The organism is Methylobacterium carpenticola (assembly GCF_042748905.1).
In the GTDB taxonomy this organism is placed as follows: domain Bacteria; phylum Pseudomonadota; class Alphaproteobacteria; order Rhizobiales; family Beijerinckiaceae; genus Methylobacterium; species Methylobacterium carpenticola.
In genome coordinates, this window is sequence record NZ_JBHZEO010000001.1 from 5,331,951 (window position 1) to 5,352,843 (window position 20,893).

Consider the following 20,893-nt stretch of genomic DNA (forward strand, 5'->3'; position numbering starts at 1 on the left):
CGCCTGAGCGAGGCCGGTTTCCGCATCGCGAAGCGATCATCCGGAAACCGTATGACCGGGCCCCTCACGCCCGCGGCGTCGCGGTGCGCAGCAGCACCGCCACCGGGGCGAGCCCCACCGCCACGATCAGGAGGGCGGCGAGCGCCCCGTCCTCGTAGGTGCCGCGCGCGGCCTCGCCGTAGAGGTGGGTCGCCAGCGTCTCGACGTTGAGCGGGCGCAGCAGCAGCGTCGCGGGCAGTTCCTTCACGCAATCCACGAAGACGAGGAGCGCGCCGCCGAGCACCGCCGGCCATGTCAGCGGCAGGTGGATCTGCGCCAGCGTCGCGGCGGCGCTGCGGCCGAGCACCCGGCTCGCATCGCCCAGCGACCGCGGCACCCGGGCGAGCCCCGCCTCGCTGGTGCCCACGGGGATCGCCAGGAAGCGCACCACGTAGGCGTAGACCAGGGCGACCCCGGTGCCGAGGCCGACGAGCCCGAGCCCCGTCCCGGTGAGCGCCCGGCTCGCCCCGTCGAGGGCGGCGTCGAGCCCCGCGAGCGGCGGCATCAGGCCGATCGCCAGGATCGCCCCCGGCACGGCGTAGCCGAGGGTCGCGCAGCGCACGAGCGCCGCCCGCCACGCCACCGGCCCGGCGAACAGGCGCGGCCCTGCCGCCACGAGGAGCCCGAGCGCGGTCGCCGCCAGCGTGGCGAGACCCGCGTAGAGAACGGTGTTGAGAACCTCGCCGAGGATCCGCGGCGAGACGCCCGCGAACTGCACCCGGCGCACGGCCTGCACCACGAGATAGGCGGCGGGCGCGAGGAAGCCGACCGCCACCGGCGCGAGGCCGAGGGCGAAGGCCGCGAGGGCCGGCAGGCCCCGGAGGCGCTGGCGGCCCATGCGGCGGGGCCGCTGCGCCCCCCCCGCATAGCCCCGGCGGCGGCGCGCCGCCCGCTCCACCGCCATCAGCGCGAGCACGAACAGCAGCATCACCAGGGCGATCGCCGCCGCGCCGGGCAGGTCCGAGCGGTTCACCCAGGTCGCGTAGATCGACACGGTGAGGGTGCGCACGCCGAGGAATTCCGCCGCGCCGATGTCGTTGAGGGCCTCGAGCAGCGCGAGGCTCGCGCCGAGCGCGATGGCCGGCCGCGCCAGCGGCAGCGCCACCCGGCGGAACACCGCGGCGGGCGAGAGGCCGAGGCTGCGCCCCGCCTCCACCAGGTTCGCCGACTGCATCAGGAACAGCGCCCGCGTCGGCAGGTAGACGTAAGGGTAGAGCACGAAGCCGAGGAGCAGGATGCAGCCCGGCAGCGAGCGCACGTCCGGCAGCATCAGGTCGCGCGGGCGCGCAACGCCGAGGAGCGCCCGGATCGCGCCCTGCACCGGGCCGACCGGGTGCAGCAGGTCGAGATAGGCGTAGGCCACGATGTAGGTGGGCACCGCGAGCGGCAGCAGCAGCGCCCAGTCGAGGAGGCGCCGCCCCGGAAACTCGTAGGCCGCGACCAGCCACGCCGCGCCCGTGCCGATGGCGACGACGAGGAGCCCGACGCCCGCGAGCAGCAGCGCCGTGTCGCGCACCGCCTGCGGCAGCACGTAGGCCAGGAGATGCGGCCACAGCCCCCCCGAGCCCTGCAGCGCCTCGGCGGCGAGCGAGAGGAGCGGGGCCAGCACGAGCAGGGCCGCGAGCCCCGCGGCCAGCGTCCAGGTCAGAAGGCCGGGAGCGAGGGCGGGGGGCACGCGCGCCCCGACCCCGCGCCGCGGAGCGATGCCCTCCGGGAACCCGCTACTTGTCGAAGCCGACACGGTCGACGAGGAGGCTGGCGGCCTTGCGGTTGCGGGCGATCTCGGCGAGCGGGACCGTGTCGACCTTGAGCGGGCCGAGTTCGGCGAGCAGCGGGTCGACGGCGACGCCGGGCTTCACCGGATACTCGTAATCGCCCTTGGCGTAGAGCGCCTGCGCCTCGTCCGAGACCAGGAATTCGAGGAGCTTGACCGCGTTGTCGCGGTTGGGCGCCGACTTGGCCACCACCGCGCCCGAGATGTTCACGTGCGTGCCCGCGCCGGCGAAGACCGGCAGCACCACCTTGATCCCGTCGCCCCACTTCTTCTGCTCGGGGCCGCCGCGGCCGCTGCGCATCAGGCCGACATAGTAGGAATTGGCGAGCCCGACCTCGCAGAGATCGGCCACGATGTCGCGCGCCACATCGCGGTCGCCGCCGCCGGGCTTGCGCGCGAGGTTGGCCTTGAGGCCCTTGAGCCACGCCTCCGCCTTCTCCTCCCCGTGATGGGCGATGTAGGCCGCGATCAGCGCCGTATTGTAGGGGTGCTGGCCCGCCCGGATGCAGACCTGCCCCTTCCACCTCGGATCGGCGAGATCCTCGTAGGTGATGGCCTCCAGCCCCTTGGTGTCCGGATCGGCGTAGAGCACCCGCGCGCGGGTGGAGAGGGCGAACCAGCGCCCCTCCGGGTCGCGCAGGCCGGCCGGGATCGCCGCCTCCAGCACCGCCGAGCGCACCGGCTGGCCGAGATCCTTGTCCACGATCTCGATCAGGTTGCCGACATCGACCGTCATCACGAGGTCGGCGGCGGAGCGGGCGCCCTCGGCCGCCACGCGCTCGGCGAGCCCCTTGTCCACGAACACCGTGTTGACCGTGATGCCGCTCTTGGCCGTGAAGGCGTCGAGGAGCGGCCGGATCAGGCCCGGCTCGCGGGTGGTGTAGAGGTTCACCTCCCCCGCCGCCCGCGCGCCGGCCGGATGCCCCAGGATGGCGCCGGCGAGCGACGCAAGGACGACGAACGGACGGATCGATCGGTGCGACAAGGTTCCCCTCCCGGATTGTCGCAATCCGTAGAGAAGCAGAAGCGCGGGAAAATCAAGCGTGATAGATTAGACTGGTTTTAAGATGAGATCCGGCGGCCCGAACCGGGTCGCCGCACGTTCACGGCCCCGCTTTAATCCTGTCAGGACCCTGCATCGTCCTCGTCCGGAAGGACCAGCACCGCCGCCTCGCGCAAGGTCAGGCCGACCGCGTCGCCGGGCCCGAAGGATTCCGCCCCCGACAGGCGCGCCCGCAGCGGCACCGCGAGGCCCGGCACCGCGAGGTGGACGAGGGCGGAGGCGCCGAGGAAGACCCGGCGCACCACCTGCGCGGGCAGGCCGGTGCCCGGCGCCCCCACCCGCAGCGCCTCCGGCCGCAGGCAGACCCGCACCGCCATCCCCTCCGCGAGGCCTTCGGCCCGCATCCGGCCGAGGGGCGTGTCGGCGGCCCCGTCCCGGATGCGGGAGGGAATCTCGGTCGCGTCGGCGAGGAAGCGCGCCGCGAACAGGGTGGCGGGCGCCCGGTAGAGCGCCTCGCCGGTGGCGACCTGGACGATGCGGCCGGCCCGCATCAGGGCGATGCGGGTGGCGACCGCGAGCGCCTCCTCGGGATCGTGGGTGACGAGGAGCGCCGTCGTGCCCGTGCGGCGCAGGAGCGCCACCGTATCGTCGCGCACCCGGTCGCGCATGCGCCGGTCGAGATTCGAGAAGGGCTCGTCGAGGAGGAGGAGCCGGGGGCCCGGCGCCAGCGCCCGCACCAGCGCCACCCGCTGCTGCTCGCCGCCCGAGAGCGTCTGCGGATAGCTCTCCGCCCGGGCGCTCAGGCCCACCTGCTCCAGGAGCGAATCGGCTGCCGCCCGGGCGGCGGCGGGCCGGCGCGCGAGGCCGAAGCGGATGTTCTCCGCCACGGTGAGGTGCGGGAACAGGGCGTAGTCCTGAAACATCAGGCCCACCCCGCGGGCCTCCGGCGGCACCGCCACGCCGGGCCCCGCGACGAGGTGGCCGTCGAGGAACACGCGGCCCCGGCCCGGCTGCTCCAGCCCCGCCACGATGCGCAGCAGGGTGCTCTTGCCGCAGCCCGAATCACCCAGCAGCGCCATCACCTCGCCGGGCCGCACCGCGAGCGACACCCCGTCGAGGGCCTGCACGCGGCCGAACCGGCAGGCGACGTCCTCCGCCGCGAGGGCCGGGGGGGCCGGGTGAGATCGCGGCGCCGTGAAGGGCATGGAGGCTCGATCGCTCCGTTCTGGCACAGACCGGCCGCGGATGGCGGTCCACAGGGTCAATCAGGCGTTAAGCGGATCCGTCGAAAGCTCCGCATCGCCCGGGCGGCCTTAGCCGGCCGGCCGGGTCCCGAGCAACCGTCAGGGTGAGTGGCGTATGCGTAGCGCGTCGAGCGAGGCCGGCAATGTCGTGCCGTTCCGGCGATCCAAGCTCCAGGCCGGGGGCTATCATCCCGAGGACCTCGCCGCTCCGAGCCCGGCGCTCGCCCGCTCCCGCCGCGACCAGCGCAGCCTGATGGACACGGTCTACGAGGCGGGCCACCTGCCGGTGGCGGCGGGCGACCGCGACACCAAGCTCGTGGCCGCCCGGCTCCAGGTCTACGGTTTCCTCGTCATCGAGGAGGTGGAGGAGGACGGCCGCCTGCGCCGCCTGCGCCCCTCCGAGGCGGTGCGCGCCGAGGGCGACCGCCCCTGGCGCCTGTCGCGCTCCTCCTACGGGGTGAGCCTCGCGGTCTCGATCCCGCGCGTGGACGACTTCCTGTTCGAGCCCGTCGGCATGACGGTGTGAGGGGCGGGGCGGTCCGCCCCGAAAATTGACTTTCCGGACCGGATCACCGACAGGAGCGCCCGTCGCGGCGACCGGGGGCGGAGTGCCGTCGCGGGCCCGCCGCCGATTCGGAGCGACAGGATGAAGAGCCTTGCTGCCGGGCCGACATCCGGTGCCGGGCCAACGCCCGGCGCCGCGGAGCGCCCTGGCCGCGCCGCCCTGCTGGGCACCCTCGCCGACCGGCTCGTGTCGCTCGGCGCGCGCGGCCATGCGGCGGCCTGCGGCCTGCTCGTCCTCCTCTGCCTCGTCTGCTTTCTGCCGGGCTTCGCCTCGCTCCAGCCGATGGACCGGGACGAGCCCCGCTTCGCCCAGGCCTCCAAGCAGATGCTGGAGAGCGGCGACCTCGTGGACATCCGCTTCCAGGGCGAGGCGCGGCACAAGAAGCCGGTGGGGATCTACTGGGCGCAGAGCGCCGTGGTCGGCACCGCCGAGGCGCTGGGCCTGCGCGACGCCCGCACCACCATCGCCCTCTACCGCATTCCCTCGCTCCTCGGCGCCATCGCGGCCGTGCTGCTGAGCTACTGGGCCGCGCTCGCGTTCCTGCCGCGCCGCCACGCCTTCCTGGCCGCCGCCCTGTTCGGGGCCTGCGCGATGCTGTCGGCCGAGGCGCGCCTCGCCAAGACCGACGCGCTCCTCACCGCCACCGCGGTCGCCGCCATGGGGGCGCTCGCCCGCGCATGGCTGGCGCGGGGCCGGAGCGAGCGCCTGCCAACCGGCACGGTGCTCACCTTCTGGTTCGCGGTCGCCCTCGGCATCCTGATCAAGGGGCCGCTGGTGCCGATGTTCGCCGGCCTCGCGGCGCTCACCCTCTCCCTCAAGGCGCGCTCGGGGGCGTGGCTGCGGCGCTTGCGGCCGGGGCTCGGCCTCCTCATCGTGGCCGCCGTGGCGGCCCCCTGGTTCATCGCCATCACGCTCAAGAGCGGCGGAGCCTTCTACGGCGAGGCGGTCGGCCACGACATGCTGGGCAAGGTCGGCACCGCCCAGACCCAGCACTGGGCGCCCCCCGGCACCTACCTGCTGGTGATCTTCGGCACCTTCTGGCCCGCCGCCGCCATCGCCGCCATGGCGATCCCCTTCGCCTTCGCCGCCCGGCGCGACGACGCGGTCGCCTTCCTGATCGCCTGGGTGGTGCCGTCCTGGCTGGTCTTCGAGGCGGTGCCGACGAAGCTGCCGCATTACGTGCTGCCGCTGTGCCCGGCCCTCGCCATCCTGGCGGTCATGGGCGTCGCCCGCGGGGCGGTCCACCGGGACCGGCCGGGGGCGCCCCTCGTCGCCCTGCTCGTGCCCCTGGTGCCCCTCGGGCTGACCATCGGGCTCAGCGTCGCGGCGTGGCGGCTCGACGGCGTGCTGCCGCTCGCCGCGCTCCCGCTCCTCGTCGCCGCGACCCTCGTCGCCGCCGCAGCCTGGCGCCTGTTCGTCGGCGGCCAGCCCGAGCGGGCGCTCGCGGTCTCGGTCCTCGCCGCGATGCTGCTCGGCCCGGCGGTGTTCGGCCTGACCCAGCCGGTCCTCGGCGCCCTCAAGGTCTCGCCGCGCCTCGCCGCCCTGCGCAGCGCGCTGCCCTGCACGCCGGCCGTGGGGACCTTCGGCTACCGTGAGCCGAGCCTCGTCTTCCTCACGGGCACCGAGCTGCGGATGCTCGATTCGGGCGAGGAGGCGGCGGCGTTCCTGGCCGCGGGCGGCTGCCGCCTGCTCTACGTCGAGGACCGCGTCCGGGACGCCACCCGCACCGCCCTTTCGGCGCGGGACCTCCGCCCGGCGCTGGTGGGACGCGTCACGGGCTTCAACATCAACGGCGGCAAGCCGGTCGGGCTCGACGCCTACGCGGTGGTGCCGTGACCGAATCGACCTCCCTGCGGCTCAGCGTCGTCGTGCCCGTGCGCAACGAGGCGGGCAACATCGCACCCCTCGTCGCCGAGATCGCGGCCGCCTGCGCCCCGCTCGCGCCCTTCGAGATCATCTACGTCGACGACGGCTCGACGGACGCGACGCCGGCGGCGCTGGCGGCGGCGCGGGCGGCGCATCCCATGCTCACGGTGCTGCGCCACCGCGAGAGCTGCGGCCAGAGCGCCGCGGTGCGCTCCGGCGTGCGGGCCGCGCGCGGCGATCTCGTCGCCACTCTCGACGGGGACGGCCAGAACGACCCGGCCTTCATCCCCCGGCTGGTCGCGGCCCTCGACGCGGCCGGGCCCCGGGCCGGCCTCGCGCAGGGCCAGCGGGTAGGGCGCAAGGACGGACGCCTCAAGGGCCTGCAATCGCGCATCGCCAACGGGGTGCGCTCGCGCGTGCTGCGCGACGCCACCCGCGACACCGGCTGCGGCCTCAAGGTCTTCCGCCGCGCCGTCTACCTCGCCCTGCCGTATTTCGACGCGCTGCACCGCTTCATGCCCGCCCTCGTCGCCCGGGAGGGCTTCGCGGTCGTCCACGTGGACGTGGTCGACCGGCCGCGGATGAGCGGGCGCTCCAATTACGGGCTGTTCGACCGGCTCTGGGTCGGGCTCCTCGACCTCGCCGGGGTGTGGTGGCTGATCCGCCGCCGCCGCCGGGTGCCCGACCTCGCGGCCGAGGGGAGTTGAGCGCATGGTCGCCGACATCATGCACGGCCTGTGGGCCTACATCGCCTCGCTGTTCACCGGCCCGGTCGATCTCGTGGTGGTGGTCGGGCTCCTCGGGCAGGCCCTGTTCACGGCCCGGTTCCTGGTGCAGTGGATCGCCAGCGAGCGGGCCGGGCGCAGCGTGATCCCGCTCTCGTTCTGGTTCTTCTCCCTCGGCGGCTCGGCGGTGCTGCTCGCCTACGCGCTCTACCGGCACGATCCGGTCTTCATCCTCGGCCAGAGCCTCGGCACGGTGATCTACCTGCGCAACCTCGCGCTGATCTTCCGCGAGAAGCGCCGCGGGCGGGGGAAGAGCCCGGCCTGAGACCGGGGGCGCCGGGACCGGGCTTGTGCGGATGGCGCGTTTCGCGTTGGCTCCGCGTCCCGGAGACGCCCGCATGACCGACCAGCCGCCCTTCTACGACGACCTCGCCGCCTGCCTCGACGAGGCGTGGCGGCTCTTGTCCGAGGGGGCGGCGCATCGGCGCGGCGCGTGCCACACCCCGACCCTGGCCACGCTCGGCCGCGACGGGGCGCCGCGCCTGCGCACGGTGGTGCTGCGGGAGGCCGACGCGGGGGCGAGGCTCCTGCGCTTCCACACCGATGCCCGCTCCGACAAGGCGGCCGAGATCGCCCGCGAGCCGCGGGTGGCGCTCCACGCCTACGATCCCCACGCCAAGATCCAGATCCGCGCGGAGGGCCGCGCGACGCTGCACGGCGCGGACGCGCTCGCCGCGGCGGCCTGGGAGGCGGCCCGGCCGATGAGCCGGACCTGCTACGGCGTCAGCCCCGGCCCCGGCACCCCGATCCCGCGGGGCGACGGCTACGCCCTGCCGACGGACCGGGCGACGGCGGAGGAGGGCCGCGCCCGGTTCCGGGTCGTCCTCGTCACGGTGGAGCGGCTGGATTTCGTCTACCTGGCCTTCGAGGGCCACCGGCGCGCCCGCTTCACGTGGGACGGCGGCACGCCGGCCGCGACGTGGCTGGTGCCCTGAGGAAGGCCCCGCCATGCGCGATGGTCAGGACGCGGCGGGTGCCAACCGCGGGGCGTCGCGAATGGCGGCGGGATCGCGGCCGATCGCCGCGAGATAGGCCTGCCGTGGCGTCGGGGGCTGGTCCGGCCCAGCTCCCGATCCCGCAACGTTCCCAGCGGGATATGAAAGCGGACCGCGAACTCCTCCTGCGAGAGGCCGAGCGCCCGGCGGATGATGCGGACCTGCGGCGTGCGCCGCAGGGACCGGAGGTCCTCGGAGGGGAGCGGCGCCTCGGGATCGGCCATGGCGGCCGCGTGCCGCTCCGCTTCGCCCATCGCGTCGAAGCGGCTCCCGTCGTGCCGTGGCGGGCCAGAGCTCGGCTTCATGGTATCGTCGGCGTTCATGCGGTTCGGCTCCCCGGGCCGAGATGATCCGGATCGCGTCGCCCCCCATCGTATCGACGAGGCACAGCAATCATACGGTTTCCGGATGATCGCTTCGCGATGCGGAAACCGGCCTCGCTCAGGCGCCGCGCGGGCTCGTGATACGGTTTCCGAAAGTGATCTTCCGGAAACCGTATCACCCCTCCGCCATGCCGATGAGCACGGAGCGCTCTTCCCGATCGTTTTTCACGCGTGTCGTGCACGTCAAGAGCGAAGGGGTCGAGGAGCGTCGCCCGCGCCGCTTCGAACGACACGCCGTGCCGCACGACGTTCGAAGCAGCCTTCGCAGGATCCCGCTCGAAGCGGCCAAGCTCCATGACGGGATCAGGCTGTCCGACCCAAGGTCATGCAGCAAGGACGCCGCTCTCGCTCGGGGGGCCGCCCTATCCCGCCGCCCGCAGCCGGACGAAGCCCGCCTCCAGATCCCGCTTGAGGTCCTCGGGATCCTCCAGGCCGATGTGGAAGCGCAGGCCCGGGCCGCCCGGCTCCCAGGCGGTAGCGGTGCGGTAGGTCCGGCAATCGAAGGGGATCACGAGGCTCTCGAAGCCGCCCCAGGAGAACCCCATCCCGAAGAGTTCGAGCCCGTCGAGCATCGCGGCGACCGCGGTCTCGGAGCAGGGCTTCAGGATCACCGAGAACAGCCCCGAGGCGCCCTTGAAGTCGCGGGCCCAGATGGCGTGGCCGGGATCCTCCGGCAGGGCCGGGTGCAGCACGCGCGCGACCTCGGGGCGCTGCTTCAGCCACTCCGCCATGGCGAGGGCTTGGCGCCCGTGCTCGGCGAGCCGCAGGGGCAGGGTGCGCAGGCCGCGCAGGGCGAGGAACACGTCCTCCGGGCCCGCGCACATGGCGAAGAGCGAGAAGGTCTGCTTGAGGGCCGGCCAGTAGCGCGCATTGGCGGAGGTGAGGCCGAGCAGCAGGTCCGAGCCGCCCGACAGGTACTTGGTGCCCGCCTCGATGGCGATGTCGACGCCGCGCTCGTGGGGCGGGAAGAGCAGGGGCGTCGCCCAGGTGTTGTCCATCAGCACGCAGGCGCCCCGGGCATGCGCGGCCTCGGCGATGGCCGGGATGTCCTGCATCTCGAAGCTCTGCGACCCCGGCGCCTCGGTGAGCACCGCCGTGGTGTTGTCGCGCATGAGGTCGGCGATGCCCGCCCCGAGGGTCGGGTCGTAGTAGGTGGTCTCGACGCCGAACCGGGCCAGGAACCCGTTGCAGAACTCGCGGGTCGGCCGGTAGGCGGAATCGGTCACCAGCAGGTGATCCCCGGCCTTGAGGCAGGCCAGCAGGCCCACCGTGACCGCCGCGAGGCCGGACGGCGTCAGCACCGTGCCGGCCGCGCCCGCGAGTTCGGTCCAGGCCTGCTCCAGCGCCCGGATGGTCGGCGTGCCGGCGGTCCCGTAGGTGTATTCCGCCCGGCGGTGCCGCAGGGCGTCGGTGCTCTCGAAGAGCACGGTCGAGCCGCGATAGATCGGCGTGTTGACGAAGCCGTGCTGCTGCGAGGGGTCGCGGCCGGCATGGACGAGGCGGGTGCGCTCGGCCAGACGGCTCGGATCGCGGGGGGGCGTGATGCTCATCGGACCTCGGGATCGGCAGAAGGCGCGACCACAGCCCGGCCGGCCGCCCCGCGTCAAGCCGCCGAAGCGGGCAGGGCGGCCTCCGCAGGGTCATCCAACCCCTTGACCAAACACCGACCTTCGCCTCGAATGCCGTTTGCTTAGGCAGGACCCCTGTTTGGGCAGGATCCTTGCTTAGGGCAATCGACGGCGCAGGTGCGGACGCCCGGATGGCGCAACCGGCCGCGCGGAACAAGAACGGGGATCGGATGAAGAAGGTTCTTGTGGCGCTCGGCCTCGGCCTGAGCGTCTGCCTGGCGGCCGGAGCCGCCCAGGCTCAGGCGACACTCGCCAGCATCAAGCAGAAGGGGTTCATCGCCTGCGGCTCCAATCCGGGCCTCGCCGGCTTCGGCGTGCCGGACGCGCAGGGACGCTGGACCGGCCTCGACGTCGAGTTCTGCCGGGCGCTCGCAGCGGCGATCTTCAACGACGTCACCAAGGTGCGCTACATCCCGCTCTCGGCCAAGGACCGCTTCACCGCGCTCCAGTCGGGCGAGGTGGACGTGCTGTCGCGCAACACCACCTGGACGATGTCCCGCGACACGTCCCTCGGCCTCGACTTCCCGGCGGTCAACTTCTACGACGGCCAGGGCTTCATGGTGAAGAAGAAGCTCGGCGTGACCTCGGCCAAGCAGCTCGACGGCGCCTCGATCTGCACCCAGCAGGGCACCACCACCGAACTCAACCTCGCCGACTATTTCCGCGCCAACAAGCTCAAATACGAGGTCGTGGCCTTCGCCACCTCGGACGAGACCTTCAAGGCCTACGATTCCGGCCGCTGCGACGCCTTCACCACCGACGCCTCGGGTCTCTACGCCGAGCGCCTGCGGGCCGCGACCCCCGACGACAACATCGTCCTGCCCGAGGTGATCTCCAAGGAGCCGCTCGGACCGGCGGTGCGCCACGGCGATTCGCAATGGGCCGACATCGTCCGCTGGACCCACTACGCGATGCTCAACGCCGAGGAGGCCGGCATCACGCAAGCCAATGTCGACCAGATGCTCAAGTCGTCCGACAACCCGGACGTCAAGCGCATCCTCGGCACCGAGGGCAAGTTCGGCGAGGGCATCGGGCTGACCAACGACTGGTCCTACCGGATCATCAAGCTCGTCGGCAATTACGGCGAGGTGTTCGAGCGCAACGTCGGCCAGGGCTCGCCGCTGAAGATCCAGCGCGGCGTGAACGCCCTGTGGTCGAAGGGCGGCCTGCAATACGGCCCGCCGATCCGCTGACCGGATGAGGCGCGGGGATCCCCCCTTTCCCCGCGGGAGGGGGATCCCCGTCATCCGCCCATGGCGTCAGGGAAAGGCACAAACCGCTTGCGTGAGGAAGGTCAGCCATCCGTGTCGAACAGTTCCTCCGGCCCGCCCCGGGTCTCGCCCCTCAACGACCCGACGATCCGCGGGGCGGCCTACCAGATCCTGCTGCTCCTCGGGGTCGGCCTCCTCGCCTGGATGGCCGTCGGCAACGCGGCCGAGAACCTGCGCAACGCCCGCATCGCCTCGGGCTTCGGCTTCCTGTCGAACACCGCGGGCTTCGACGTCAGCCAGGCGCTGATCCCCTTCGCGGCGGCGACCTCGACCTACGGCGCCGCCTTCGTGGTCGGGCTCCTCAACACGCTCCTCGTCGCGGCGATCGGCATCGTCATCGCCACGATCCTCGGCTTCCTCATCGGCGTCGCGCGGCTCTCGCCCAACTGGATTCTGGCCAAGCTCGCGGGCGTCTACGTCGAGACCATCCGCAACATCCCGCTGCTGCTCCAGCTCCTGTTCTGGTACGTGGCCGTGCTCGCGGCGCTCCCGGGCGCGCGGGATTCCCTCGCCCTCCCGGGCTCGATCTTCCTCAACCAGCGCGGGCTCTACGTGCCCAAGCCCGTGCTGGCGGCGGATGCCTGGGCGATCCCGGCCGCCTTCGCGCTCGGCATCCTGGCCGCGCTCGCCTTCCGGCTCCGCGCCCGGCGGGTCCAGGCCCGCACCGGCCGGCAGGCGCCGGTGGGCCTCGTCGGCCTCGCCCTGGTGCTCGGCCTGCCGCTCCTCGCCTGGGGCGTGCTGGCGCTCGGAGGCGCCGACCCGGTCACCTTCGAACGCCCCGTCAAGGGCACCTTCAACCTGCGCGGCGGGCTGCAGCTCTTCCCCGAATTCGTCGCCCTGGTGCTGGGCCTCAGCATCTACACGGCGGCCTTCATCGCCGAGGTGGTGCGCGCCGGCATCCAGGCGGTCGCCCGGGGTCAGACCGAGGCCGCCCGGGCGCTCGGCCTCCAGCCCGGCCCGACATTGCGCCTCGTCGTCATCCCGCAGGCCATGCGGGTGATCGTGCCGCCGCTCACCAGCCAGTACCTCAACCTGACCAAGAACTCCTCCCTCGCCGTCGCCATCGGCTACCCGGATCTCGTCCAGGTCTTCATGGGGACGGTGCTGAACCAGACCGGCCAGGCGGTCGAGGTGGTGGCGATCACCATGGCGGTCTACCTGACGATCAGCCTCGTCACCGCCACGGGCATGAACCTCTACAACCAGCGCGTCGCGCTGATCGAGCGGTGAGGGCAGCATGACCGCCGGATCCCGGACCCTCCCCCTGAGCTTCATCCGCCGGGAGCCGATCCCGCCGGCCCCGGCCCCGGCCCTGGTGAGCGGACCCCTCGCCTGGGCGCGGGCCAATCTCTTCTCCAGCCCCGGCAACGCGGCGCTGACGCTCCTCGCCGTGCTGATCATCGCCCTGGTGGTGCCGCCGCTCCTGCGCTTCCTCGTGCTCGACGCGGTGTTCACGGGCGAGAACCGCGACGCCTGCCGGCCCGAGGTGGTGGGCCGGCCGGTCGGGGCCTGCTGGGCCTTCATCGCCAACAAGATCAACTACTTCGTCTACGGCTCCTACCCGATCGAGGAGCGCTGGCGGGCCAACGTCTTCTTCGCCATGGCGGCGATCGGCGTCGGCTGGCTGCTGTGGCTCGACGCGCCGCGGCGCGACCTCGGCGCCCTCTACTTCTTCGTCGTGTTCCCGCTCGCGGCCTACGCGCTGCTCGCGGGGCTGCCGCTCGCCGGACTGCCCACGGTGCCGACCTCGCTCTGGGGCGGCATGCTGGTGACGATCGTGGTCTCGATCGTCGGCATCGTGGCCTCGCTGCCGCTCGGCATCCTGCTGGCGCTGGGGCGCCGCTCGCGGCTGCCGGTGGTGCGGCTCGTCTGCGTGATCTTCATCGAGTTCTGGCGCGGCGTGCCGCTCATCACGGTGCTGTTCATGGCCAACGTGATGCTGCCGCTGTTCCTGCCCGGTGACATCAGCGTCGACCGGCTGCTGCGTCCCCTGGTCGGCGTCGCCCTGTTCTCCGCCGCCTACATGGCCGAGGTGGTGCGCGGCGGCCTCCAGGCCATCCCCAGGGGCCAGACCGAGGGGGCGAACTCGCTCGGGCTGACCTACTGGCAGGGCATGCGCCTCGTGATCCTGCCCCAGGCCCTGCGCATCGTGATCCCGGGCATCGTCAACAGCTTCATCGCCCTGTTCAAGGACACGACGCTGGTCTCGATCGTCGGCATCTTCGACTTCGTGCGCACGATCGAATCCGCCCGCATCGACCCGAACTGGGCCGCCCCGACTGTGGTCACCACCGGCTACGCCTTCGCGGCCCTGTTCTACTTCGTCTTCTGCTTCGGCATGTCGCGCTACGCGCTGTTCGTGGAGCGCCGGCTCGCCGCCGGCCAAAAACGGTGATTCCCATGAGCATCCCCATGAGCGCCCCGATGACCGCCTCGCCCGCCGTCCCGCACCTGCCGGAGATCGATCCGGACCTCGCGCCCGCCAACACCTCGGCGACCCGCCTCGCCAGCGCCCCCGTCGCGGTGACGCTGGAACGGGTGAACAAGTGGTACGGGGCCTTCCACGTCCTGCGCGACATCGACCTCACCGTGCGCCGGGGCGAGCGCATCGTCGTCTGCGGCCCCTCCGGCTCCGGCAAGTCGACGATGATCCGCTGCATCAACCGGCTGGAGGAGCACCAAGCCGGCCGCATCGTGGTCGACGGCGTGGAACTCACCAACGACCTCAAGCGGATCGACGAGGTCCGGCGCGAGGTCGGCATGGTGTTCCAGCACTTCAACCTGTTCCCGCACCTGACGGTGCTGGAGAACTGCACGCTCGCGCCGATCTGGGTGAAGAAGATGCCGAAGGCCGAGGCCGAGGCGGTGGCGATGCGCTATCTCACCCGGGTGAAGATCCCCAATCAGGCGCACAAATATCCGGGCCAGCTCTCGGGGGGGCAGCAGCAGCGGGTGGCGATCGCCCGCTCCCTGTGCATGAGCCCGAAGATCATGCTGTTCGACGAGCCGACCTCCGCCCTCGACCCCGAGATGGTCAAGGAGGTGCTCGACACCATGGTCGGCCTCGCCGACGAGGGCATGACCATGCTGTGCGTGACCCACGAGATGGGCTTCGCCCGGCAGGTCGCCGACCGGGTGATCTTCATGGACGAGGGCCAGATCGTGGAGGTGAACACGCCGGACGCCTTCTTCCGCTCGCCCCAGCACGAGCGCACGAAGCTGTTCCTGAGCCAGATCCTGCACTGAGCATGCGCGGGCTCCTCGCGGGCTGGCAGGCCTGGGCGCTGCTCTCGGCCCTGTTCGCCGCGCTGACGGCGATCTTCGCGAAGGTCGGGGTCGGGAGCATCAATTCCGACTTCGCCACCTTCGTGCGCACGCTGGTGATCGTGGGGGTGCTCGGCGCGCTCCTCGCAGCCACCGGGCAGTGGCAGGCGCCCGGCACGGTGCCGGGCCGCGCCTGGCTGTTCCTCGTGCTCTCCGGCCTCGCCACGGGCGCCTCGTGGCTGTGCTACTTCCGCGCCCTCAAGCTCGGCGACGCGGCGCGGGTGGCGCCCCTCGACAAGCTCAGCGTCGTGATGGTGGCGCTCTGCGGAGCGCTGTTCCTGGGCGAGCGCCTCTCCGCCCTGGCCTGGCTCGGGGTGGGACTGATCGCGGCGGGCGCGGTGCTGGTCGCGGTGGGGCGCTGACCAGCACCGTGGACCGTATATCCGACAGGGGCGCCCGATCGCGACGCGATCGGGCGCTCTCTAGAGCAACGTCCGACGAACCGGCAACGGCTTCGGCGGGCGGCGCTCTACCGCCCCGTCGCCACCGGCAGATCCTCCCGCGAGCCCCACTCGGTCCAGGAGCCGTCGTAGAGGGCCCGCGCCGGCCGGCCGAGGGTTTCGAGGGCGAGCGAGACGATCGCCGCGGTGACGCCCGAGCCGCAGGTCGTGATCACCGGGCGGTCGAGATCGACCCCCGCCTCGCGGAAGACCTGGCGCAGGGCTGCCTCATCCTTGAGCTGTCCGCCTTCCTGAAGGGCGGCGTAGTGAACGTTGAGGGCACCCGGCATATGGCCCGGCCGCACGCCCGGGCGCGGCTCCGCCTCCTCGCCCGCGAAGCGCGGCGCCGAGCGCGCATCCACCATCTGGGCGGAGCCGGCGAGAGCCCGCCGCACGTCGCTCACGTCCGCCACCGCCGAATGGTCGAGGCGCGCCGTGAAATGGCGCCGGTCGCGCGGCCGCGGCTCGCCCTCCTCGACCGGATGGCCGCCCGCCACCCAGGCCGGGAAGCCGCCCGCCAGGACGGCCACGTCCCGGGCGCCGAAGACCTTGAACATCCAGCGCACCCGCGGGGCCGAGAACAGGCCCATGCCGTCGTAGACCACGATGGTCATGCCGTCGCCGATGCCGAGCGCCCGCATCCGGGACGCGAAGACCTCGGGCGGGGGCAGCATGTGGGGCAGGGGATTCGTCTCGTCGCTCAAGGCGTCGATGTCGAGGCGCAGGGCGCCCGGGATGTGCCCCGCGCGGTACTCGGCCGCGGCGTCGCGATTCATGGCCGGCAGGTACCATGAGCCGTCCACCACCACGATGTCGGGAGCATCGAGCCGCTCGGCCAGCCAGTCGGTCGAGACGAAAGGTCCTGTCGCCATTGCTGTTCACCTTGGGGGCGCCGCGAGCCCGGATCCCCTTCTTTAAGGTGCATCGGCGGGCGGGTCGACCGCGGTACGAGACGAGACGCAACGGATCAAAGGTTAAGCAACGCCGCCCGGGACCATGCTACGACCGGCTGACCGAGGGGAGGAGACGATCGGATGAAGGGCACCGGAGCCGGCATCACGGCCCCAGATGGCACGGTTCATGCTAGGATTCCGGCGCTGCAACCGCCGTGTCCACTCTCCCTTGCACGGCCGGGCGCGGCCGACGGGCCAGGCAGTGAAACTCCGAGGGCTGCCTGGCCCGCCCGGCCCGCATCGCAGCCGGCCCGGACCACCTCAGCCTTCGAGGTCGCGATGAACGCCACGGCTCGATTCGTGCACCCGCTCCGTCCGGACTCGGTCCGGGTGCTGTCCTGCGGCTATCTGGCGGCCGCGATCTGGTGCGCCGACCTCGTGGCGGCCGCCCTGCCGCCGCGCCCGCGCAAGGCCACGGTGCATCGTCTCCAGCCGAAGGTGCAGCCGCCGCGGCCGGCCCTGCGTCCGGCGGCGATCCTGCCCTTCGCCCACGCCGCCCTGCGCTGAGGGAGCCGACGCGACGTGCGCGCGGATCGCCGGGCGTTCCCGTGCGCACGAAAAAGGGCGGCCGAAGCCGCCCTGTTCCGGTGTCATCGGGCCCAGCGTCGGACCCGGGCCGTCATATCCGCGGCGAGCGGCCCCGCATGAGGCCGAAGATCGCCGAGACGGCGAACAGCACGATGGCGACGAAGAATACGATCTTGGCCGCTTCCATGGCGGTGCCGGCGATGCCGCCGAAGCCGAGCAGCGCCGCGACGAGCGCGACGACCAGGAACGTGATGGCCCATCCGATCATGGAGGTCTCCTGTCTGTCTTGACGCTGCCGACATGGACCGGATGGCCCAAAGCGTCGCAGCAAGTTGCAGGGAAAACCTCGTGCGGCCGAAGGAGTTCCGGCAAATTTTCGTGCACCGGATGGGGAACCGTCCCGAGCCCGGCCCGGCATCGCGATTCGCTGGAGCCGGATCACGCGGCGGCCGCGACGGATCAGGGTGTCGTCGGCAGGGGCGGGATGGCTCCCCGAGCAGGACTCGAACCTGCGACAAGGCGATTAACAGTCGCCTGCTCTACCAGCTGAGCTATCGGGGAACGACGGGCACCGCTTAGCGCATGGCTCCGGGCCGATGCAAGCGCGATTTGGCGGAACGCGCGAAAATTCGCCGGCTCTCTCCCGGTTGCCGAGCCGCCCCCAACTCTGTTAGAGAGCCCTCGTTCCCGGGACGGCCGCCCGCCCCGGGAGGACGGCGCTGCCTTCGCTGCACGCCTGTCGGACGGCCTCGTGGCGGAGTGGTTACGCAGAGGACTGCAAATCCTTGCACCCCGGTTCGATTCCGGGCGAGGCCTCCACCTTCATCCCTTCCCATCCATCGCGATTCCAGCCGAAGCGGCAGCCGGGGTGGCAGGCGCGGTCCAACCTTGCCTTTTGGCAGGCGATCCACCACAACCCCGACGCCCGACGGCCTGGCCCGTCGCCGATGGCTTGGCCGCCACTGTCCCCAGAGACTCCCATGCTCGATTACGCGCAAGCGCGCCGCCTCATGGTCGATTGTCAGCTGCGGACCTTCGACGTGACCGATATCGCGCTTCTCGACGCCTTCGACAGCGTCCCGCGCGAGCGCTTCGTGCCGGAGGGACGGGAAGCCTTCGCGTATATCGATCAGCCCATCACCCTCGGCACGGAGGAGGGGGAAACCCGCGCCATGCCGGCGCCGATGGTCCTCGCCCGCCTGATCCAGGCGCTCGCCGTCAAGCCGGGCGAGCGGGCGCTCGACGTCGCCACCGGCCTCGGCTACGCGGCCGCGATCCTCGACCGGCTCGGCGCGAGCGTGACCGCCCTCGAATCGCTGCCCGGCCTCGCCGAGCAGGCCCGCGAGCGCCTCGCCGCCGTCACCGGCAAGGCGATCCCGGTCGAGACCGGCGCCCTCGACGGCGGCGCCCCCCGGCACGGCCCCTACGACGCCATCCTGATCAACGGCCGAATCGAGCGGCGCCCGCAGGCGCTGCTGGAGCAGCTCGCCGATGGCGGGCGCCTCGCCTGCGTCCAGGGCGAAGGCCGCACCGGCAAGGCGACGCTCTGGGTGCGCGCCGGCAACGCCTTCGGCGCCCGCCCCCTGTTCGACGCCGCCGTGCCCCCCCTGCGGGCCTTCGCGACCGAGCCCGGCTTCACCTTCTGATCCGGCTCCGGACGGTCGGCTCCGGCAACCGCGGCGCCGGTCCTCCGCAGGCGACGCGAGCGACCGGATGACGGTCCGGCCCCGGCCGGTGTCCGCACCGCGCAGCCGGAGCGCCAACGGCGCCCGGGCTGCGCGGCTGCGCGCCGGCCGCCGCACTGTCGCTTTTATGCGGCACCACAAGCCAAACTCAGCCCGGAGCGGCCGCGAGGCGATGCTCCTAACCGGCAGTTCAGCTAAGGTTAGGGCCGAGGTGGCAAACCGCAAACCATTCCGCCCGTCATGTCCGTGGATCGGAGCGGAATGGCCATCGACCTCGCGAGGGTGAGTTTAAGCGTGACCGACACACCAACTCGGGCGAATCGCGGGCTCAGGCTCGGTGGTCTCACAGGCCTCGTGCTGGCGGTGGCCGGCCACACCGCGTCCGCGGAGACCCTGGAGACCGCACTGGCGCGGGCCTATGCGGGCAACCCGACGCTGAATGCCCAGCGCGCCGGCCAGCGCGCCACCGACGAGACCGTGAACCGGGCCATGTCCGGCTACCGGCCGACCGTGAGCGGCAACGCCACGATCGGCGTCCAGACCACCGTGGGCAACCAGGGCCAGACCCGCCTGAACCAGACCCTGACTCCGGGCGGGGCAGGGCTCACCGTCAACCAGACCCTGTTCAACGGCTTCCTCACGGACAACCAGACCCGTCAGGCCGAGTCGACGGTGCTGCAAGGCCGCGAGGGCCTGCGCAACGTCGAGATGTCGACCCTGTTCGCGGCCGCCCAGGCCTACATGAACGTGCTGGCCGACACGGCGACGCTCGAACTCAACCGCAACAACGTCGAGGTGCTCGAGGAGCAGCTGCGGCAGACTCGCGACCGCTTCAACGTCGGCGAGGTCACCCGCACCGACGTCGCCCAGGCCGAGGCCCGCCTGGCGGGCGCGCGCTCGCAGGTGAGCGTCGCCGAGGCGAACCTGCGCACCAGCATCGCCACCTACCGGCAGGTGGTGGGCATCGAGCCGCGCCAGCTCGCCCCGGGCCGTCCCCTCGACCGCTACGTGCCGAGCACCCTCGGTGCGGCGATCGACATCGGCATGCGCGAGCATCCGCAGATCCTGGCCGCGCTCCACGCCGTCGACGCCTCCGAGGCGCAGGTGAAGATCGCCGAATCCACGCTCTACCCGACGGTGAGCGTCAGCGGCACGGTGCAGAAGCTCTACGACCAGCAATTCGCCCATACGGAGCTGTTCGACGGCGCCGTCACCGCCCGGCTCACCGTGCCGCTCTACCAGGGCGGCGCGGAATACGCGGCGATCCGGCAAGCCAAGGAGCAGGTCGGCCAGACCCGCATCCAGGTCGAGACCTTCCGCGACCAGGTCCGCGCCTCCATCGTGACCGCCTGGGGCGGCCTCGAAGCCGCCAAGGCCCGGGTGATCGCCCAGCAGGCCCAGGTGCAGGCCAACGAGGTGGCGCTCAACGGCGTGCGCGAGGAAGCCCGCGTCGGCCAGCGCACCACCCTGGACGTGCTGAACGCGCAGCAGGAACTGCTCTCGGCCCGCGTCAACCTCATCACCGCCCAGCGCGACCGGGTGATCAGCTCCTATCAGGTGGTCCAGTCGGTGGGCCGGCTCACCACCGCCTTCATCAACGTGCCGGTCGCGCAGTACAGCGCCAAGCAGCACTTCGATCAGGTCAAGGACCTCTGGTACGGCGTGCGGACGCCCGACGGCCGCTGATCATGGCTCGCGGGTCACACCCGCGAACTGTCCTGTTGGCGGCGGACGGGGTCGCTTGTGCGGCAGCGGGGACGTGGAATACTGCCCTGCGGGCGTGATGGCCCGGCCCTCCCTTCCCGCAGTGTTGTGAGTCGATGAGCGCAGCGAGCCCCAAGACGCAGGAACCCTCGATGGAGGAGATCCTCGCCTCCATCCGCCGCATCATCGCCGACGACCAGAAGGAGGCCGAGCCGGCCCCCGTGGCGGAAGTCCGCCCGATGCCGCTGCCCGACCCGACCCCGGAAGAAGACGTTCTCGACCTTGCCGGCGTGGCCGAGCCCCTGCGCAAGCCGCCGCTGGAGGAGGACGAGCCGGAGATCGCCTTCAAGGACGACCCGATCGACTTCGACGCGATCGAGATCGAGCCGCCGCCGCCGCCGCCCCCCCCGAAGGCGGCCGCCCCGAAGACCGAGCCCGTTCCCCCGCCGCCCGAGCCGGCTCCGGCGGCCGAGCGGCTGATCTCGCAGGACACGGATGCGAGCGTGAGCCAGGCCTTCAACCTCCTCGCCCACACGGTCCTCACCAACAACGCCCGCACCCTGGAGGATCTCGTCCAGGACATGCTGCGCCCGATGCTCAAGGCCTGGCTCGACGACAACCTGCCCGCCATGGTCGAGCGCCTCGTGCGCGCGGAGATCGAGCGGGTCGCCCGCGGACGCTGAGCCCCGCCGGGGCGGGGGAGAGT

At 72.2% G+C, this 20,893-nt stretch carries 20 protein-coding genes and 2 tRNA genes; 15 read left to right on the forward strand and 7 right to left on the reverse strand.

The annotated features are described in order from the left end of the window. Window positions 1–64: 64 nt before the first annotated feature. The 3 genes from ACE101_RS24745 to ACE101_RS24755 form a co-directional block, all read right to left on the reverse strand. Window positions 65–1,714 carry an ABC transporter permease gene (locus tag ACE101_RS24745; RefSeq protein ID WP_379135360.1) on the reverse strand — a complete coding sequence of 550 codons (1,650 nt, stop codon included), beginning with the start codon at window positions 1,712–1,714 and terminating at the stop codon, window positions 65–67. Window positions 1,715–1,760: 46 nt separating this feature from the next. After that, complete coding sequence (locus tag ACE101_RS24750) at window positions 1,761–2,798, reverse strand: Fe(3+) ABC transporter substrate-binding protein (protein WP_379135363.1); 1,038 nt, start codon at window positions 2,796–2,798, stop codon at window positions 1,761–1,763. A gap of 140 nt (window positions 2,799–2,938) precedes the next feature. Then, window positions 2,939–4,021, reverse strand: a complete 1,083-nt coding sequence (locus ACE101_RS24755; RefSeq protein WP_379135366.1) for an ABC transporter ATP-binding protein — start codon at window positions 4,019–4,021, stop codon at window positions 2,939–2,941. Window positions 4,022–4,175: 154 nt separating this feature from the next. Here ACE101_RS24755 and ACE101_RS24760 point away from each other — a divergent pair, with 154 nt between their 5' ends. The 5 genes from ACE101_RS24760 (at window position 4,176) to ACE101_RS24780 (ending at window position 8,211) form a co-directional block, all read left to right on the forward strand. Then, complete coding sequence (locus tag ACE101_RS24760; protein ID WP_379135369.1) at window positions 4,176–4,586, forward strand: hypothetical protein; 411 nt, start codon at window positions 4,176–4,178, stop codon at window positions 4,584–4,586. A gap of 120 nt (window positions 4,587–4,706) precedes the next feature. Beyond that, window positions 4,707–6,461, forward strand: a complete 1,755-nt coding sequence (locus ACE101_RS24765) for an ArnT family glycosyltransferase (RefSeq protein ID WP_379135372.1) — start codon at window positions 4,707–4,709, stop codon at window positions 6,459–6,461. Next, window positions 6,458–7,198: a glycosyltransferase gene (locus ACE101_RS24770; RefSeq protein ID WP_379135375.1), complete on the forward strand. Its 741-nt coding sequence runs from the start codon at window positions 6,458–6,460 to the stop codon at window positions 7,196–7,198. The genes ACE101_RS24765 and ACE101_RS24770 overlap by 4 nt, the downstream gene beginning before the upstream one ends. A gap of 4 nt (window positions 7,199–7,202) precedes the next feature. Further along, a complete protein-coding gene (locus ACE101_RS24775) occupies window positions 7,203–7,541 on the forward strand; it encodes a lipid-A-disaccharide synthase N-terminal domain-containing protein (protein WP_379135378.1) in 339 nt (112 codons plus the stop codon). A 73-nt stretch (window positions 7,542–7,614) separates the two neighbouring features. Continuing rightward, on the forward strand, window positions 7,615–8,211 hold the full coding sequence (locus ACE101_RS24780) for a pyridoxamine 5'-phosphate oxidase family protein (RefSeq protein ID WP_379135381.1): 597 nt from the start codon (window positions 7,615–7,617) through the stop codon (window positions 8,209–8,211). Between the two features lie 805 nt (window positions 8,212–9,016). Here the strand turns inward: ACE101_RS24780 and metC are convergent. Further along, window positions 9,017–10,204 (reverse strand): cystathionine beta-lyase, encoded by a 1,188-nt coding sequence (metC, locus tag ACE101_RS24785; RefSeq protein WP_379135384.1) that lies wholly within the window; start codon window positions 10,202–10,204, stop codon window positions 9,017–9,019. A gap of 248 nt (window positions 10,205–10,452) precedes the next feature. Here metC and ACE101_RS24790 point away from each other — a divergent pair, with 248 nt between their 5' ends. From ACE101_RS24790 to ACE101_RS24810, 5 genes are read left to right on the forward strand one after another with little or no spacing between them, the layout of a single operon-like run. Further along, entirely contained in the window at window positions 10,453–11,475 is a 1,023-nt protein-coding gene (locus ACE101_RS24790) for an amino acid ABC transporter substrate-binding protein (protein ID WP_379135386.1), read from the forward strand. Window positions 11,476–11,535: 60 nt separating this feature from the next. Then, window positions 11,536–12,783 (forward strand): amino acid ABC transporter permease, encoded by a 1,248-nt coding sequence (locus ACE101_RS24795; RefSeq protein WP_379135388.1) that lies wholly within the window; start codon window positions 11,536–11,538, stop codon window positions 12,781–12,783. 7 nt (window positions 12,784–12,790) lie between these two features. Beyond that, window positions 12,791–13,948, forward strand: a complete 1,158-nt coding sequence (locus tag ACE101_RS24800; RefSeq protein WP_379135390.1) for an amino acid ABC transporter permease — start codon at window positions 12,791–12,793, stop codon at window positions 13,946–13,948. A gap of 29 nt (window positions 13,949–13,977) precedes the next feature. After that, complete coding sequence (locus ACE101_RS24805) at window positions 13,978–14,799, forward strand: amino acid ABC transporter ATP-binding protein (protein WP_379138912.1); 822 nt, start codon at window positions 13,978–13,980, stop codon at window positions 14,797–14,799. A 2-nt stretch (window positions 14,800–14,801) separates the two neighbouring features. Continuing rightward, window positions 14,802–15,239, forward strand: coding sequence for an EamA family transporter (locus tag ACE101_RS24810; RefSeq protein WP_379135392.1), 438 nt, complete (start codon window positions 14,802–14,804; stop codon window positions 15,237–15,239). Between the two features lie 107 nt (window positions 15,240–15,346). Here ACE101_RS24810 and sseA read toward each other — a convergent pair whose 3' ends face one another. Further along, window positions 15,347–16,189 (reverse strand): 3-mercaptopyruvate sulfurtransferase, encoded by an 843-nt coding sequence (gene sseA, locus ACE101_RS24815; protein ID WP_379135394.1) that lies wholly within the window; start codon window positions 16,187–16,189, stop codon window positions 15,347–15,349. A gap of 360 nt (window positions 16,190–16,549) precedes the next feature. On the opposite strand from sseA, the gene ACE101_RS24820 reads away from it, so the two are divergent. Further along, window positions 16,550–16,777 (forward strand): hypothetical protein, encoded by a 228-nt coding sequence (locus tag ACE101_RS24820; RefSeq protein WP_379135397.1) that lies wholly within the window; start codon window positions 16,550–16,552, stop codon window positions 16,775–16,777. Window positions 16,778–16,889: 112 nt separating this feature from the next. Here the strand turns inward: ACE101_RS24820 and ACE101_RS24825 are convergent, their stop codons facing one another. Both ACE101_RS24825 and ACE101_RS24830 read right to left on the reverse strand, forming a co-directional pair. Next, the gene (locus ACE101_RS24825) at window positions 16,890–17,066 is read right to left on the reverse strand and encodes a DUF1328 domain-containing protein (RefSeq protein ID WP_048431004.1); all 177 of its coding nucleotides are present in this window, start codon (window positions 17,064–17,066) and stop codon (window positions 16,890–16,892) included. 217 nt (window positions 17,067–17,283) lie between these two features. Beyond that, window positions 17,284–17,359, reverse strand: a tRNA-Asn gene (locus ACE101_RS24830). Between the two features lie 184 nt (window positions 17,360–17,543). On the opposite strand from ACE101_RS24830, the gene ACE101_RS24835 reads away from it, so the two are divergent. The 4 genes from ACE101_RS24835 (at window position 17,544) to ACE101_RS24850 (ending at window position 20,870) form a co-directional block, all read left to right on the forward strand. Then, a tRNA-Cys gene (locus tag ACE101_RS24835) sits at window positions 17,544–17,617 on the forward strand. Between the two features lie 161 nt (window positions 17,618–17,778). Beyond that, window positions 17,779–18,444: a protein-L-isoaspartate O-methyltransferase family protein gene (locus tag ACE101_RS24840; RefSeq protein WP_379135400.1), complete on the forward strand. Its 666-nt coding sequence runs from the start codon at window positions 17,779–17,781 to the stop codon at window positions 18,442–18,444. A gap of 300 nt (window positions 18,445–18,744) precedes the next feature. After that, a complete protein-coding gene (locus tag ACE101_RS24845; protein WP_379135403.1) occupies window positions 18,745–20,169 on the forward strand; it encodes a TolC family outer membrane protein in 1,425 nt (474 codons plus the stop codon). Between the two features lie 170 nt (window positions 20,170–20,339). Continuing rightward, entirely contained in the window at window positions 20,340–20,870 is a 531-nt protein-coding gene (locus ACE101_RS24850) for a PopZ family protein (protein WP_502361938.1), read from the forward strand. Window positions 20,871–20,893 lie beyond the last annotated feature (23 nt).